The 15771-nt window shown below is 73.1% G+C and carries 16 protein-coding genes; 4 read left to right on the plus strand and 12 right to left on the minus strand.

Features of this window, described 5'->3' with window-relative positions; translation table 11 throughout:
* The first annotated feature begins 123 nt into the window (after nucleotides 1-123).
* Nucleotides 124-2928 carry a LuxR family transcriptional regulator gene (locus OG562_RS22110; protein WP_266400398.1) on the plus strand — a complete coding sequence of 935 codons (2805 nt, stop codon included), beginning with the start codon at nucleotides 124-126 and terminating at the stop codon, nucleotides 2926-2928.
* Nucleotides 2929-2943: 15 nt separating this feature from the next.
* Here the strand turns inward: OG562_RS22110 and OG562_RS22115 are convergent, their stop codons facing one another.
* On the minus strand, nucleotides 2944-3648 hold the full coding sequence (locus OG562_RS22115; protein WP_266400400.1) for a hypothetical protein: 705 nt from the start codon (nucleotides 3646-3648) through the stop codon (nucleotides 2944-2946).
* 215 nt (nucleotides 3649-3863) lie between these two features.
* On the opposite strand from OG562_RS22115, the gene OG562_RS22120 reads away from it, so the two are divergent.
* A complete protein-coding gene (locus tag OG562_RS22120) occupies nucleotides 3864-5066 on the plus strand; it encodes a sensor histidine kinase (RefSeq protein WP_266400402.1) in 1203 nt (400 codons plus the stop codon).
* A gap of 50 nt (nucleotides 5067-5116) precedes the next feature.
* On the opposite strand, the gene OG562_RS22125 is transcribed toward OG562_RS22120, so the two are convergent.
* Nucleotides 5117-5590, minus strand: a complete 474-nt coding sequence (locus OG562_RS22125; protein WP_266400403.1) for a thioesterase family protein — start codon at nucleotides 5588-5590, stop codon at nucleotides 5117-5119.
* Nucleotides 5591-5728: 138 nt separating this feature from the next.
* Entirely contained in the window at nucleotides 5729-6913 is a 1185-nt protein-coding gene (locus OG562_RS22130; RefSeq protein ID WP_266400406.1) for a macrolide family glycosyltransferase, read from the minus strand.
* A gap of 259 nt (nucleotides 6914-7172) precedes the next feature.
* Between OG562_RS22130 and OG562_RS22135 the strand changes: the two genes are divergently transcribed.
* A complete protein-coding gene (locus OG562_RS22135) occupies nucleotides 7173-8537 on the plus strand; it encodes a wax ester/triacylglycerol synthase domain-containing protein (RefSeq protein WP_266400407.1) in 1365 nt (454 codons plus the stop codon).
* A gap of 21 nt (nucleotides 8538-8558) precedes the next feature.
* Here the strand turns inward: OG562_RS22135 and OG562_RS22140 are convergent, their stop codons facing one another.
* From OG562_RS22140 to OG562_RS22155, 4 genes are all read right to left on the minus strand, one after another.
* Complete coding sequence (locus tag OG562_RS22140; RefSeq protein ID WP_266400409.1) at nucleotides 8559-8924, minus strand: hypothetical protein; 366 nt, start codon at nucleotides 8922-8924, stop codon at nucleotides 8559-8561.
* Nucleotides 8925-8968: 44 nt separating this feature from the next.
* Nucleotides 8969-10504: a DEAD/DEAH box helicase gene (locus OG562_RS22145; RefSeq protein ID WP_266400412.1), complete on the minus strand. Its 1536-nt coding sequence runs from the start codon at nucleotides 10502-10504 to the stop codon at nucleotides 8969-8971.
* 204 nt (nucleotides 10505-10708) lie between these two features.
* Complete coding sequence (locus OG562_RS22150; protein WP_007383480.1) at nucleotides 10709-10912, minus strand: cold-shock protein; 204 nt, start codon at nucleotides 10910-10912, stop codon at nucleotides 10709-10711.
* Nucleotides 10913-11168: 256 nt separating this feature from the next.
* A complete protein-coding gene (locus OG562_RS22155) occupies nucleotides 11169-11525 on the minus strand; it encodes a MerR family transcriptional regulator (protein WP_266400415.1) in 357 nt (118 codons plus the stop codon).
* 333 nt (nucleotides 11526-11858) lie between these two features.
* Here OG562_RS22155 and OG562_RS22160 point away from each other — a divergent pair, with 333 nt between their 5' ends.
* Nucleotides 11859-12212: a DUF952 domain-containing protein gene (locus OG562_RS22160; protein ID WP_266400418.1), complete on the plus strand. Its 354-nt coding sequence runs from the start codon at nucleotides 11859-11861 to the stop codon at nucleotides 12210-12212.
* A 138-nt stretch (nucleotides 12213-12350) separates the two neighbouring features.
* Here the strand turns inward: OG562_RS22160 and OG562_RS22165 are convergent, their stop codons facing one another.
* The 5 genes from OG562_RS22165 to OG562_RS22185 form a co-directional block, all read right to left on the minus strand.
* Nucleotides 12351-12680 (minus strand): SCO5918 family protein, encoded by a 330-nt coding sequence (locus OG562_RS22165; protein WP_266400421.1) that lies wholly within the window; start codon nucleotides 12678-12680, stop codon nucleotides 12351-12353.
* A gap of 6 nt (nucleotides 12681-12686) precedes the next feature.
* Nucleotides 12687-12914, minus strand: coding sequence for a hypothetical protein (locus OG562_RS22170; protein ID WP_266409456.1), 228 nt, complete (start codon nucleotides 12912-12914; stop codon nucleotides 12687-12689).
* A gap of 82 nt (nucleotides 12915-12996) precedes the next feature.
* Nucleotides 12997-14529: a DEAD/DEAH box helicase gene (locus tag OG562_RS22175; RefSeq protein ID WP_266400424.1), complete on the minus strand. Its 1533-nt coding sequence runs from the start codon at nucleotides 14527-14529 to the stop codon at nucleotides 12997-12999.
* A gap of 195 nt (nucleotides 14530-14724) precedes the next feature.
* On the minus strand, nucleotides 14725-14928 hold the full coding sequence (locus OG562_RS22180) for a cold-shock protein (RefSeq protein WP_030939356.1): 204 nt from the start codon (nucleotides 14926-14928) through the stop codon (nucleotides 14725-14727).
* A gap of 428 nt (nucleotides 14929-15356) precedes the next feature.
* Nucleotides 15357-15752 carry a hypothetical protein gene (locus tag OG562_RS22185; RefSeq protein ID WP_266400426.1) on the minus strand — a complete coding sequence of 132 codons (396 nt, stop codon included), beginning with the start codon at nucleotides 15750-15752 and terminating at the stop codon, nucleotides 15357-15359.
* Nucleotides 15753-15771: the final 19 nt, after the last annotated feature.

Below are 15771 nucleotides of genomic sequence, written 5' to 3' on the forward strand. Positions count from 1 at the left end.
CTCACCCCACGACCTCTCACCCCACGACCTCTCACCGCACCACCTCTCACCGCACCACCTCTCACCCCACGACCTCTCCCTGTCCGATTCCATAGCCGATGTGCCTGACAGCAGGAGGCAGCGATGACCGGTCCGTTGCGGGAACGCGACGACGCGCACGCACTGCTCGCGGCGGAGGCCGAGCGCGCCCGCGCCGGCAGCGGCCGTCTCGTCCTGCTGCGCGGGGCCACGGGCACCGGCCGCTCCGCCGTGCTGGAAGCCGCGGCGGACCGGGCGGCGACCCTCGGCCTGCGCGTGCTGCGCGCCCGCTGCTCCCCCGAGGACACCACCGTGCCGTTCTCCGCGATCCTCCATCTCCTCGGTCCCGTACCGGAGTTCGCCGATGTGTCGCCTGGCCTGGACGACCGCGGCAGCGCGGCCCGACTGTGGCGACTGCTGCGGTCGTACGCCGCCGAGGGGCCGGTGCTGCTGGCCGTGGACGACGTCGACCTGGCCGACGACGCCTCGCGCCGCTGGTTCGTCGAGGCGGCCCGCCGGGTCGACCGATTACCGGTACTGCTCGTGGCCACCGAGCGCAGCCAGTACGACATCGACCCCCAACCCCCCGGCCTCAGCCACGCGTTGTCCCCGTCCCTGGTCCGCACCCACACCCTCTCCCCCCTCACCGACCAGGCGGCCGCGGACCTGGTCCGTGCCGCCTTCCCCACCGCCTCCGACCGGTGGACGGCGGACTGTGTGCACGCCGGCGCGGGCAGTCCCCTGCTCCTGCACGCCCTCCTCGACGACCTCGGCGGCGCCCCGCCCCAGACGGCCGTCCCCCAGACGTGCGCCGCGCTGTACCCGGGGTCCTACCCGGCGGCCGTCGCCTGGTGGCTGGACAACGCGGGACCGGCCACAGCGGAGGTCGCCCGCACCCTGGCGGCGCTGGAAGGCGCGGGCACGGGCGCGCCCGGCGAGTCCGGGGCGCTCGGCGAGTCCGGGGCGCTCGGCGAGTCCGGCGCGCCCGAGGCCCTGGCCGCGCTCGTCGCCGACGCCTCGGCAACCGCCGACGCCTCCGGGGCCGACCCCGCCCGGGTCTCCGGCTGGCTGACGGCGATGACCCGGCTGGGCCTGCTGCGCCCGGACTCCGCGGGCCGCCCCCGTTACGCCCACCCCCTCCTACGGGACGCCGTCCTGACCGGCTGGCCCGGCGCCCGCCGTCAGGACGCGCACCGGGCGGCCGCGGAGGCGATGCTGCGCCGCGGCGACGGCGTCGAGGCGGTGGCCCGGCAACTGCTGGGCAGCGGGCCCGTCGGCCTGCCCTGGGCGCTGCGCGTCCTGCGCGACGCGGCCACGCTCGCGGTGCGCACGGGTCGCCCCGACGACGCCGTCCGCCACCTCCGCCGCGCGCTGCGCGAACCCCTCCCCGACGACCTCCGCCAGCGGCTGCTGACCGAACTGGGCTCCCTGGAGTACGCCTTCGCCGACGCCCCGGCCGGCATCCCCCGCCTCGCCGAGGCGCTGGACCTGCCCGCCGAACCCCGTGACCAGGTCCGTACCGCCATCGCCCTGAGCACCGCGCTCGCGGGCCGCGGCGAGGTCCGTGCGGCGGTGGAGGTCCTGCGCCGGCTGGAGGGGCGGCTGGCCGACCACCCCGAGCTGGCCCGCACCGTGCAGACGGCGTGCGCGCTGCTGTCCGACCAGGACCAGACGGTCCGTCAGGAGGCCTACCGCTGGCTCACCGACACCGCCGACCGCTCCCCGGAGCTCGTCGGCGCGTCCGGCCAGGCCCTGCTCGTGCGCTACGCGGCGACGGCCGGGGCCAGTTCGGCCGAGGCGGCGATGCGACGGCTGCGGGCCCTGCTGTCCGAGCCCGCCGACCCGCTGGCGGAGCCGTTCCTGCTGGGCACGGCCGCCGTGGTCGCCCAGTGGGCCGACGAGCTGGACGAGGCGCAGCGGCTGGTCGAACGAGGCCTGGCCAGTCAGCGCTCCGCCCTCCTGCATCCGATGGAACAGGCCCTGCTGGACACCTCGTTCGACATCGCCGCCGCCCGGGGCGCGTACGGGCGGATCCTCGCCGCCCATGCGGACCGGCCCCCCGCCCAGCACTCCGGGCCGACCAACCTGGACGCGCACGCGCTGCTGGCCCTCGTCGAGACCGGCCGCACCCAGGAGGCGCGGCGGCTGGCGGACGCCTTCGACCTCGGCGCGTCGGGCGACTCCTGGGTGCTGAACCGCTTCCTCTACGCGCGGGGATGTCTCCGCCGGGCCGAGGGAGACCCGGCGGGCGCCCTCCACGACTTCCTGGAGTGCGGCCGCCGCCAGTCCGCCCGTGACGTGCTCAGCCCGGTGGTCACCCCGTGGCGGACGGCCGCCGCGGAGTGCAGCCTCGAGCTGGGCGGCGCACGGGAGGCCCTGACCCTGGCCGAGGACGAACTCCGGCTGGCCCGCGTCTGGAACACCCCGCGCACGGTCGGCCGGGCCCTGCGCGTACTGGCCCGGGCGACGGGCGGCCGCCGCGGTCTGACTCTGGCGGAGGAGGCGGTGACCGTCCTGCGCACCTCCCCGGCCGCCACCGAGCTGACGGCCGCACTGCTCACCCGGGGCCGTCTCCTCACCACCGCCGGCGACCGCTCCCGTGGCCGCGACAGCCTCCGCGAGTCCGCCGAACACGCCGAACGCCTCGGCGCCGTACGCCTGCGCTCCCGCGCCGAGGAGGCCCTGCGCGCGGGAGGCGCCCGCCGCCCCGCGCTCGCCCTGACCGGCTCGGCGGCCCTCACCGACAGCGAGCGCCGCATCGCCGAACTGGCCGCCGACGGCCGCACGAACACGGAGATAGCCGACCTCCTCCACGTGGCCCGCCGCACCGTGGAAACCCACCTGACCAGCACGTATCGCAAGCTGGGGATACGGCGGAGGGGGGAGTTGCCGGGGGCGTTGGGGGAGTGAGCGGGGGCGGGCCCGTCAGGCGGCCTGTTCCAGTTTCTTGATCTGGGCGGAGACGAGGGCTTCGGGCACCTCGGCCGCGGAGCCGGTGCCGCTCGCGGTGTAGAAGAGGACGACCGTGGCGCCGGTGCGCACGACCACGAAGGCGTCCGAGGAGTCGCCGGACGTCGTCAGACGGAAGGCGACGGCGTCGTCGCCCGCGTCGGGGGCGGTGGCCGACTCGGCGGTGGTGCGGGCGGGCACGCCGCCCTCGTAGGCGGTGCACGTCTTCAGGGCGGTGCGCAGGCCGTCGAGGATGCCCGCGGCGGCGGACTGGTCGTACGCCATGAGGCCGACGGTGGTCGCGGAGCCGGCCGAGGGGCCCGCGCCGGCGTAGGCGAGGAGGCCGACGAACGCCTTGGGGCCCGGGTCGGGGGAGGCGGTGCGCATGTTCTCCAGCGGCTGGCAGGCCGCGGGCCGGGCGGTGCCGCCGCCGTCGGGCTTCGCCGGGAACTCGGTGATCTGGAAGCCGTCCACATCGCCGCCCGTCACCGCGGCCGACTTCAGCCGGGGCTCGTCGAGCGGGGCGGCGGCCGGCGCGTCCGACTCCGTCGCCGAGGCGGAACCTGACGCGGCCGCGGACGTCGACCCGGACGTCGACGCGGACTCCTTCGCGTCGGAATCGCCGCCCCCGCCCCCGCACCCCGCCGCCAGCAGCGTGGTGAAAAGGACCGCCGCCGTCACTCTGCTCCGCCTGATCGGCCTCGTCCGCCTGATTCGCACGTGCTGACTCCCCGTCCTCGACAACAGTCGTTCCTCGACAACAGTCGTTAACAGCCTTTCGGAGCATCATTGCTTGATACCTACGGTGATTGAGGGGTTTTGCGGACACTGGTCCACCTCACGCCTCGACCGTTCGGCCGATCCCGTCGGCGACGGCTGCGCCTACCGTGAGCTGCATGAGATCCGGCTTGCTACGGGGTTGCGCACGAGGGGCCGTCGTCGGCGCGCTGGTCACGATGTCCGTCGTCGACCTGATGGTCGCGAGCGACGGCGGTCACGGCGTCTGGCGTCCGATGGCCGTCCTGGCGGTCGGCCTGGCCGCCGTGCTGTGGCCGGCCGCGCGCCGCCCCGCCTGGCTCACCCCGCAGCTGCGCACCGCCGTACCCGGCCTTCTCTCCGTGCTCTATACGGCGACGGCGGTGCTGTTCGATCGCCACGCGCCCTTCGGCCCGGGCGAGCTCGCCGTCCTGCTGTGCCTGCTGTTCATCGCCGTACGGCACTGTCCGCCGCGCTGGGCCGTGGTGTGCGCGGCGCTGGACGCGGGGGCGCTGCTGGTGACGCCGGCCCGGTACTTTCGGCCGTTGTGGTCGGGGGAGTGGCTGGCCTACGCGCTGATCGGGCTGGTCCTCGTCGGGCTCGTCGCCGGGCTCGCGGCCTATCTGCGCTCGCTGGACTACCGCCGTACCGTGGCCGTCGCCGAGACGCGCCGTGCGGAACGCCTCGCCATCGCCGCCGACCTGCACGACTTCGTCGCCCACCATGTCACCGGGATCCTCGTGCAGACACAGATGGCCCGCATGATGGAGACCTCGCGGCGGGACCGGCCACCGAGCCAGGTCTCGCAGGACGGCCCGGGTCTCGACCCGGTCCTCGCGGGCATCGAGCGCGCCGCCACGCAGGCCCTCGCGTCCATGCGCCGTACGGTCGGCGTCCTGCGCGCCCCCGACGGCGACCCGAACGCGGAGGGCGCCCGCCGTCCCGTCGGCGACCTGGCCGCCGTCGCCGAGCTCGCCGACGACTTCGCGAGCACGGCCCAGCGGGTCGTCCTCGACCGGGACCCGGCCGTCTCCGACGACCTCCCGCACGAGGTGCAGGCCGCCGCCTTCCGTGTCGTACAGGAGGCGCTGACCAACGTACGACGGCATGCCGCCGACGCCGACACGGTCACCGTGGGGCTGCGCCAGGACGGCGTTCGGCTGGAGGTGACGGTGTGCGACGACGGCCGCGGCGGCACGCAGCTGCCCGCCGAGGCGCACGGCGGCGGCTTCGGCCTCGTCGGTCTCACGGAACGCGTCACCGCCCTCGGCGGCGAACTGCACGCCGGCCCGACGCGGACCGGACACGGCTGGGAGGTCAGGGCACGGTTCCCGACCAGGTGACCAGGTGCCCGGGTGAGCCCGTGAGCCCGTAAGCCCGTCGCTGTCTCTCGTCACAGCTCCGGGTCGGGTGCCGCGTGTCGGGCCAGCAGGGTCAGTTCCTCCTCGTCGAGGCGGCGGGAGCAGCGGGCGGCGGGGTCGTAGGCGACGAGGGTGCTCACGCAGGTGCAGTACACCCGGGCGCCGCGGGTGATGCGGCTGACCAGGCGGAAGGAGGCGCGGCGGACCAGGCCGGACGTGGTGCTGATGACGACCGGCTCGGGCTGGGGGACGAGGGCCTCGAGGTAGTCGAGTTCGTGGCGGGAGTAGACGGCCCGGGGGCGCACCTCCTGGTCGGGCCGGCCCTGCTGGAGGTAGAGCAGGTCCATGTGGGCGTCCTGGATCATCTCCAGCAGCCGGACGTTGTTCACATGGTTCAGGGAGTCCAGGTCGCTCATGCGGACCCGGCGGCTGTAGAGGTGCGGGCGGCCGTCCGGCGGCACGTCGAGGGTGCTGCGGACGTCGGACGCCAGGGCGTGGGGGGTCAAGGTGTCACTCCGTGGGCGGGGGCGTGTCCCGGTGGACCGGATCGGCGGCGGGCGGCGAGGCGCGTTCACTCGGCTTCACTCGGCTTCTCTCAGCGTTGCTCGGCTTCACTCGGCTTCACTCGGTTCTGCTGCCCGGCTTCACCCGGCCGTGTGGCTCCCGATCGGCCGGAGGGCCTCCTCGACGAGGTCGGCCGCGGTCCCCGCCCCGCCCGACCGGGCGATCTCCTCGCGCAGGGCGGAGATGCCCGCGCGGATGCCCGGATCGGACGAGACCCGCAGTACGGCGTCCCGCAGGGCCTGCGGAGTGGCGTGCTCGCGCGGCAGATGGACGCCGAGCCGCAGGTCCTCGATCCGGTCGGCGTTGACGCGCTGTTCGGCCATCTGCGGAACCGCCACCATGGGGACGCCGTGCTGCACGGCCTCCATGGCGCCGCCCATCCCGGCGTGCGTGACGAACGCGTCGGCGTGGGCGAGCACGGCCAGCTGCGGCACCTGCGCGTGGACCTCGAAGTTGCCCGGCAGCGGGCCCAGATCGGCCGGCGGGACCGAGGGGCCGACGCACAGCACGACATGCCAGGGCAGCCCGCCGAACGCCGCCAGGCAGGCCCGGTAGAACTCCGGCCGCCGGGTGAACTGGGAGCCCAGCGAGATCAGCAGCACCGGCACGTCCGGGTGGGGCGGCCGCCAGGAGCCCTGGTAGGAGCGGTCCCCGAGCGCGGGTCCCGCGTAGGCGACGCTGCGGGCGGCGACGGTCTCCGCGCGGCGCTGGAAGGAGCGGGGCAGACAGGCGACGGCGAAGTCCGGCCGCTCGATCTCGTGGATCCGGGAACTGCTGACACCGCGTTCCGTGAAGGCCGCCGCCAGCTCCGGATAGCCCGGGATGTCGGCGAGGCCGGGCAGGTCGAAGAGCTCCGGGACGATGCCGTCGTAGAAGAGGTGGGTGGGCGAGCACAGGACGGTGGGGACGTTCCACTGCGCGCCCAGCAGCAGGCCCGCGAAGCCGTAGACGTCGTACAGCACCAGGTCGGGGCGGTCCCCGGCGTAGGCGCGGGTGAGGGCGGGCAGGGAGCCCAGCGAGGCGTGGACGGCCAGTTCGAAGCCCTCGGAGAGCAGCTCGGGGGCGTCCCCGCCGTCGGAGGCGACCGGGTAGAGCACGGGCTCGGCGCCGGCCGCCTTCACCTGGTGCACGAAGTCCTCGGTGATGGCGTACGTGACCCGGTGCCCCCGCCGTACCAGCTCCTCGACCACCCCCAGGGTCGGGTTGACGTGCCCGTGCATCGGCAGATTGACGACGGCGATGTGAGCGGGGCTTGTGCCAGACACGTTGCGTGATTCCTGTCCTGTTACGGGGTGTGGGGGGCGTGGGGGGTACGGAGTGGGGATTTCGGGGCGGGGGCATGGGGCGTCGGAGGCGGGGCGTCTGATTAAAGACGCACCGCCCGTCCTCGCTACCGGCATCTGCGGAAAGGTCACTCCATCAGGGAGCCCGGCACGGCGGCGCGTTGACAGCGGGGCCGTGACCCGCGGTCGCGATGGGCCGTTGGGGTACAGGACAGCGGGAGCCCAGCACAGGAGCAGCCTCATGGCCGGATCGCATCTGCCCTTCATGGAGGAGGGGATGGCCCGCTGGCCGTTCGGTCCGCCCCACGCCGGACTCGCCCTGGAGTGCGCGGGCACCCCGCCCCCGCTGGAGGAACTGCGGGCGCTGGCGGCCGAACGCTGGGCCGCGCTGCCCCGCCTCGCCCACCTCCTGGTCCCGCCCGCCCGCGGCCCCGGCCGCCGCCATCGCTGGGCGACCGACGAGGGCTCCTACGACCTGACGCACCAGGTCGTCCGCACCGACAGCACCCTCCAGGAGGGGCTGCGGGAGTGGTTCCAGCGCCCCTTCCCGGCCGACCGGCCGCCCTGGAACCTCCACCTGCTGCGGGGAGCCGCGGACGGGCACGTGGGCGGTGATACGGACGGGGGGTTCGCCCTTCTCTTCCGTATGCACCACAGCCTGCTCGACGGCCGTTCCGTGACCACCCTGCTGCGCGCCCTCCTCGACGGCGGCCGCCCGGTGGACGCCCCCGCGTCCCTCGCCGCGCCCGGCGCGCGCCGACGCACGGTCGAACCCGCGATCGGCGGCCCGCCCGGAATGCTGACCACGGGACTGCCGGTGCCCCTGCCGGGCAAGGGCGAGCGCCGCCCGGCCCACACCGCCGTACGCCTCCCCGCCGACCTGCTGCGGGCGGCCCGCGAGGCGGCGCGCGGGCGGACGGCGACCACCAACGACGTGTTCCTGGCGGCGGCCTCGGGGGTGCTGCGGTCGTGTCTGCTGACGTCCGCCGACGGCCTGGAAGGGGGGTCGGGCCTGGGGTCGGGCCTGGGTTCGACCGCGGGGGCGCGGCAGGTCTGGCTGTCGGTCCCGGTGGACCAACGGCCCTCAGAGTGCGGTGACTTCCTCGGCAACGCGTTCACCAACGTGCGCGTCCCCGCGCCGGTGACGCTGCCCGACCCCGCGGCCCGGCTGATCGCGTGCGGCGGTCTGCTGACCGCCGTCACCCGGCCCCGCCGCACGGCGGAGAGACTCATCGAGGGCGCACTCGGAGCCTTCCCCGGGACGACCCAGGCGCTGGCCCGCGGAAAGTTCTTCGCCGCCGCCTATGCACCGGCCGCGTGCTCCTACGTCCATCTCCGCGAAGGCGTCCGTGCGGGCGTCCGCGAAGGCTTCCGTGAGACCGGAGTGGACGGAGCGGCCGGACGGACTCTCGCCGGGCGGCCTCTGCGGTACATCACCGCGGTGCCCATGGTGCCCCCGGACGACACGGTCACCTTCGCGCTCGGCGGCTGCGCCCAGGGACACACCCTGAGCGTCGCCACCAACTCCGGCGACGAGGACGCGGACCTCCTCGCGGACGCGTTCCTCCACGAACTGGGGCTGCTGGCCGGCGACGGCGCACGCTGAGCGCGGCGCCGACGCGGGGGCTCACTGATCCGAGTAGGCGATGTCCCCCACCGTCCAGGCGCTGACGTCCGCGAGGGCGACGCGGTACATGCCGCCGGTGTCGGGGATGCCCATCGTGCCCTGGAGGATGCGGGCGAGGTGGAAGTGCAGGTGGGTGGGGCGCGGAGGCTTCTGGCCGGTGTCCGGGGCGGTGAAGACGGCGGCGAAGGGCCGCAGCTCCTCGGAGGCCCGGAGCACCTCGGCCACCCGTTCCTTCCACAGGGCCTCGGGGGCCAGCCGTCCCGTGATGACGGCTCCGGGGAGCACCACCGTGAGAGACATCTGACTCTGTTGCTCCGCCTCCACCATCGCGGCGATACGGACGAGCAGGTCATCAGGGGGCGCCATGGGTGTGGAGCCTACTCCTGATGCCCCCTGCCGCGACGTGCCCCTTACTGCGACTTGCGTCCCGCGTCGGCCGGTCGGCCGTTGCCCTTGGCGGGGGCGCGGCGGCGGCCCTGGGCGGGACGGCTGCGGCGGTTGCGGGCAGCCGGTCCGCCTGCGGGGCGGGCTTCGGCGGGCGGGGGAGTGAGGACTACGGGCACGCCCGAGGGGGCCTGCGCGCCGGTGATGCGGCTCAGCTCGGCCGCGCCGGGGCGGACCCGGGTGGTCTGCGGGCTGATGCCGGCGTCCGCCATCAGGCGGGTCATCTCGCGGCGCTGGTGGGGCAGGACCAGCGTGACGACCGTGCCGGACTCGCCCGCGCGGGCGGTACGGCCGCCCCGGTGCAGGTAGTCCTTGTGGTCGGCGGGCGGGTCCACGTTGACGACGAGGTCGAGGTCGTCGACGTGGATGCCGCGGGCGGCGACGTTGGTCGCCACCAGCACGGTGACGTGGCCGTCCTTGAACTGGGCCAGGGTGCGGGTGCGCTGGGACTGGGACTTGCCGCCGTGCAGGGACGCGGCGCGCACGCCTACGGCCAGCAGCTTCTTGACCAGCCGGTCCGTCGCGTGCTTGGTGTCCAGGAACATGATCACGCGTCCGTCGCGGGCGGCGATCTCCGTCGTCGTGGCGTGCTTGTCGTCGTCGTCCACGTGCAGCAGGTGGTGCTCCATCGTGGTGACCGCGCCGGCGGACGGGTCGACGGAGTGCACGACCGGGTCGTGGAGGTACGTACGGACCAGGCGGTCGACGTTGCGGTCCAGGGTGGCGGAGAACAGCATCCGCTGTCCGTCCGGGCGGACCTGGTCGAGCAGCGCGGTGACCTGGGGCAGGAAGCCCATGTCGGCCATCTGGTCGGCCTCGTCGAGGACGGTGATGGAGACCCGGTCGAGGCGGCAGTCGTCCCGGTCGATGAGGTCCTTGAGCCGGCCGGGGGTGGCGACGACGACCTCGGCACCGCCCCGCAGGGCGCTGGCCTGGCGGCCGATCGACAGTCCGCCCACGACGGTGGCCAGGCGCAGGCGCAGCGCGCGGGCGTGGGGGGTGAGGGCGGCGGTGACCTGCTGGGCGAGCTCTCGGGTGGGCACGAGGACCAGGGCCAGCGGGTGGCGGGGCTCCGCGCGCTGGCCGTCGAGGCGGGCCAGCAGGGCGAGGCCGAAGGCGAGGGTCTTGCCGGAGCCGGTGCGGCCACGGCCCAGGACGTCCCGGCCGGCCAGCGAGTTCGGCAGGGTCGCGGCCTGGATCGGGAACGGGGCGGTGACGCCCTCGGCGCCGAGCGTGGTCAGCATCTGCGCGGGCAGGTTCAGCTCGGCGAAGGACTCGACCGGGGGCAGGGCCGGGGTGACGGTGACGGGCAGGGCGAACTCGCCGCGGGGCCCGGCGGCGGCGGCCCCGTTGCCTCGGCCGCCGCCACGACCGTTGCGCACGCCCTTGGGCGCGGCCTTGGCCGCCGGGGCGGAAGCGTTCTTGCGGTGCGCGCCCGTGCGGGAGCGGGTGGAGCCGTTGCTCGTGCGATCAGTACGATCCGTGCGATCCGTGCGGTTCATTGGGGAACCTTCCTCGATGCGTGGCCGGCACGTATCGAGGAATTCCTGCCAGCCGGGTCGGGCCGAGTGGGCCGGGCCGTATGGGGATTCGCAAGACTGAGCCGAAGAAAAGCAGGAACAAGCAGAAAAAAGCAGAACACAAAGAAACGCGCTGGGGTCCGCACTTCCAGAGTGCGGACCCCAGTCACATAAAAAGCGTCAGCGTCAGGCGGGAACGATGTTCTCGGCCTGCGGGCCCTTCTGGCCCTGCGTGACGTCGAAGGTAACCTTCTGGCCTTCCTGAAGCTCGCGGAAGCCGGAGGTGGCGATGTTCGAGTAGTGCGCGAACACGTCGGCGCCGCCGCCGTCCTGCTCGATGAAGCCGAAGCCCTTTTCCGCGTTGAACCACTTCACGGTGCCAGATGCCATATTGAATCTCCCTTTGGGGCGGTGCCCGGAGTCCGCACTTTGCCGACCCGGAGTCGCAGTGGCGATGTACCCCGATAACAAAAAGAGTGCTCGTCGACGAAGGTCGGAAGAGCACTCGAAGCCTCTGGTAACCAAAACTGCAACGACTATCACGGTAGCACAGGGCGCCTTCTGGCTGCTTCTGGCGGCTTCTAGTCGTATTTCTACAGTAGCCGCGACAGATATTCGGTCGCCCGGGTGTCGGCGTCGGCCTTCCTCAGCCTTCGTGGACGCTCGACTCGGCTCTGGTCGGCTCGGTGTGCCGTCGGCGCATCTCCTCGTTCAGACGGAGGGCCTCCTCGAGCTGGTCCTCGAGGATGATGATGCGGCAGGCGGCCTCGATCGGGGTGCCCTGGTCGACGAGCTCGCGGGCGCGGGAGGCGATGCGCAACTGGTAGCGGGAGTAGCGGCGGTGGCCGCCCTCGGAACGGAGCGGGGTGATGAGCCTGGCCTCGCCGAGGGCCCGCAGGAACGCGGGGGTCGTGCCCAGGATGGCGGCGGCCCGGCCCATGGTGTAGGCGGGGTAGTCGTCGTCATCGAGGCTCGCGACGGCGGGGGAGTCATCAGCGGGCATAACACCTTCGTTTCGGGAACTTCGTCTTCGTGTGCAGGATGCGCTTCGAGGATGTGCCCCGAGGACGCGTCGAGGGGGCCCGGGTGCGTTGGTCACCCGGGCCCCGAAGGGATCAACAACATCTGTCGGCGGGTTATTGCGCCGACGCTCTGTTTCCGCAACGACGCCCGGGAGGGCGGGGGTGCGGGGATCGTGGCTGCTCGACTGGGGACCACCTTCCCAACCCGGGTCGTTTGCCCGCTCGACTCTTGGCTACAGCAGAAACCCTAACGCTGTCGTGGGGCAATGTCTATGACGGCCACGGTAGATTTCATGGATACGAAGGAGCAGGAAATGATCTATCACGTCGTGTCGCCCGACGAGTGGACCGCCGACCCCGGTCGGCCGTACGCCCCCGCCTCGCTCGCGGAGGACGGGTTCGTGCACTGTTCGCCGGACGAGGAGACCACGCTCGGCGTGGTCAACGCGTTCTACGGGCCCGGGCCCCGCCCCCTGGTGGCGCTGCTGCTCGACGAGGAGCGGCTCACCGCGCGCTGCGCCTGGGAGGCGGCCGCTCCCACACCCCCGCCGGGGGTCGCCGCGAGCACCCTCTTCCCCCATGTCTTCGGTCCCCTCGACCGCGACGCCGTCACCCACGTCCTCGAGGTCCGGTGGGACGCGGAGGGACGGGCGACGGGCCTTGGCTGACCAGCCCGGTTCTGCGATGACCAGACCCACCGGCAGATGCGACTGACGTCGCCTACGGCGTCGTAGAAACAAGGGAGGGACCTGCCGACGCGCGTCGGCAGGTCCCTTCTCTGTGTACTTCTGTCGTGCGTACCTCTGTCACGCGTCCTGGGGTTCGGCGCTGCCGAGCAGGGCCGATGCCGTCTGGAGCGGGGTGAGGCGGTGCGCGGGCGAGGGCGCGGGCGCCGCGGCCTCGGGGGTGGGGTGGCAGGTGAAGCCGAGGCGGGTCATGGCCCGGGTGACCTCGCCGCTGGTGAAGTCGCGGCGGTCCTGCCGGGTGACGATCTCGCCGACCTGCTTGACCGGGTAGCGGCGGCGGCCGATGGTCACGGACTCACCCGTGATCAGCTCGGGCGCGACGCCCGCCATCGAGGCCAGCACCCCACTCTTGGTCAGGTCGAACGGGTACCGGGCGATGACACAGCGCATGTTGCCTCACAGAGAGTAGAAGGGCGGGCTGACCGGGACGACGTCCCGCAGTCGGGTTCGGTCCGTGTACGTGGAGCCGGCGCGGTGGGCGACGAGTTCGGCCCGGGTGATCGAGCCCGTGCACTGGTCGTCGCCGTCGCACAGGAGCAGGTAGTCGACGCGGGCGCCGGCCATGACGGACAGGGCCACTTCGACCGTCATGTCGTCGCTCACCCGGGGTCCGGACCCGTCCATGTCGTGCAGGGCGTGGGCCGGCGTCGGGCGGAGCTGCGTCGATACCTGGGGCAAAGCTGCCTCCTGAAGGGGGGGATGGGGACTAGGCCGCCGGGCGGAAGGCGGAGCGGCGCGGGGTCCTGCGGCGCGCGGCCTCGCCTGCGCCCTGGCCGCCCTCGGCCGTACGCTCCCCGGCGCCGCGGCCACCACGGCGACCACGGGACGAACGCGACGTCGAGGACCCGCCGGAACCGCCGGACGAGCGGCGGGGGCGTTCCACGACGGGCGCGCGGATGACGACGGGCACGCCCGAGGGGGCCTGCGCGCCGGTGATGCGGGTCAGCTCCGCCTCGCCGGAACGCACCGGGGTGATCTGCGGGTTGATGCCGGCGTCCGCCATCAGCCGGCTCATGCCGCGCCGCTGACCGGGCGTCACCAGGGTGACCACGCTGCCGGACTCGCCGGCGCGGGCGGTACGGCCGCCGCGGTGCAGGTAGTCCTTGTGGTCGCTGGGCGGGTCGACGTTGACGACGAGGTCGAGGTTGTCGACGTGGATGCCGCGGGCGGCGACGTTGGTCGCCACCAGCACGGTCACGTGCCCGGTCTTGAACTGGGCGAGGGTGCGGGTGCGCTGCGGCTGGGACTTGCCGCCGTGCAGGGCCGCGGCGCGCACACCGCTGTTCAGCAGGTGCGTGGTCAGCCGGTCCACCGCGTGCTTGGTGTCCAGGAACATCAGCACGCGTCCGTCGCGCGCCGCGATCTCGGTGGTCGTGCGGTGCTTGTCCGTGTCGTGTACATGGAGCACGTGGTGCTCCATCGTGGTGACCGCGCCCGCGGACGGGTCGACGGAGTGCACGACCGGGTCGTGGAGGTACGTACGGACCAGACGGTCGACGTTGCGGTCCAGGGTCGCCGAGAACAGCATCCGCTGTCCGCCGGGACGCACCTGGTCGAGCAGCGCGGTGACCTGGGGCATGAAGCCCATGTCCGCCATCTGGTCGGCCTCGTCGAGGACGGTGATGTCGACGGCGTCGAGCCGGCAGTCGCCGCGGTCGATGAGGTCCTTCAGCCGTCCCGGCGTCGCCACGACGACCTCGGCTCCGGCGCGCAGCGCACCGGCCTGCCGGCCGATCGACATCCCGCCGACGACGGTGGCCAGGCGCAGGCTCACGGAGCGGGCGTACGGGGTGAGCGCGTCGGTGACCTGCTGGGCGAGCTCCCGGGTGGGCACCAGGATCAGGGCCAGCGGCTGGCGGGGCTCCGCGCGCCGGCCGGCCGTACGGGCCAGCAGGGCGAGGCCGAAGGCGAGGGTCTTGCCGGAGCCGGTGCGGCCACGGCCCAGGACGTCCCGGCCGGCCAGCGAGTTCGGCAGCGTCGCTCCCTGGATCGGGAACGGCACGCTCACGCCCTCGTGGCCGAGCGAGGCCAGCAGACGCGCCGGCAGCTCGAGATCGGCGAACGACTCGACGGCGGGCAGCGGGGGAGTCATGGTCTTCGGCAGCGCGAACTCGCCCTGGAGAGCGGCCGGTCGACGGCCCTGACCGGAGGAGCGGCGCGGAGCGCCGGAGCGGCCGGCTGTGGATCCCGAGCGACGGTCGTAGGTGTTGCGGGTATTTCGGGCACGTTCACGGTTCATGAGAAACCTTCCTTGATGCGGGCGCGTATCAAGGAATTCCCGCAGCAAATTGAACGGCGCAAAGAATCGCGAGAACGAGCCGAAGTCGACAGGGCTGGAATCGCCCTGGAAAGCAGCGAGCTGGGGCCCGCACCCCAAGGTGCGGGCCCCAGCTGCGAAGTACGCGTCAGCGCCTGATGTCAGGCGGAGACGATGTCAGGCGGGAACGATGTTCTCGGCCGTCGGGCCCTTCTGGCCCTGCGCGATGTCGAAGGACACCTTCTGGCCTTCCTGCAGCTCGCGGAAGCCCTGGGCGGCGATGTTCGAGTAGTGGGCGAAGACGTCGGGGCCGCCGCCGTCCTGCTCGATGAAGCCGAAGCCCTTTTCCGCGTTGAACCACTTCACGGTGCCAGTAGCCATTTTGTTTCTCCTTCGGGACGGTGTTCGGAGCCGCCGAATGCGAACTCCGGTCGCCGTGATGATCGCCCGTCGGAAAAACCTTCTGGGAACCACAACTGCAACTGAGGTCGACACTAGCATGGCGCGATCGCCCCGGTACGGTGCATGATTTCCTCCTGGTCCGCCCTCGCGGGAATATTCATCGCGCCCCGCGGTAATTTCTCCTGCCGCGGTCACAGATATTGCTCTGCCCGGACGACAGCGTTGCTGCGGGTTTTTCGGGCCTCGGCTCCATGACCTCGCCCTACGGGGAGCAGGGGCGGGGGTGGGGCAGGGGGACGAGGGTGGGGCGGGGCGGGGCCGGGCGGCGGATGTGCGAGGAAGGCCACAACAGCGGCAACGGCTTCCACGACTGCAACGGCGGCGACATCCGTGACAGCCGTGCCGTCTCAGCCGGGCTCGTCGGTGTGCGCACGCCGGGCCTGGGAACGGCTGCTGTCCAACCAGGGCGAGGGGACCGACGTTCCGTCGGCGGCGTCGGCGTCGGCAGCGCGGCCGGTGTCCACCGTCAGGTGGAGCAGGGTGCCCCCGCCGTTCGCGCCCGTGGGATAACTGCGGGGTTCGTCGCAGTGGAACACCTGGCGCAGGACGAGCGCGACCTGCTGGGCGACCTCGGGGTCAGCCGCGATGACGCGCACCTCGGCGAGCCCGTCGCGCAGGGGCGGGACTTCCCAGCTCTCGGGAACGGTCCCGGGGACGGTTTCAGGGACGGTCGCGGGAACGGTCGCGGGAACAGTCTCAGGGGTGCCGTCGACGTCCCGGGGGCCGCTTGACCTCGTACGCATGGACGCCACCGCTCTCTGC

It is taken from the genome of Streptomyces sp. NBC_01275 (assembly GCF_026340655.1).
Taxonomy (GTDB): domain Bacteria; phylum Actinomycetota; class Actinomycetes; order Streptomycetales; family Streptomycetaceae; genus Streptomyces.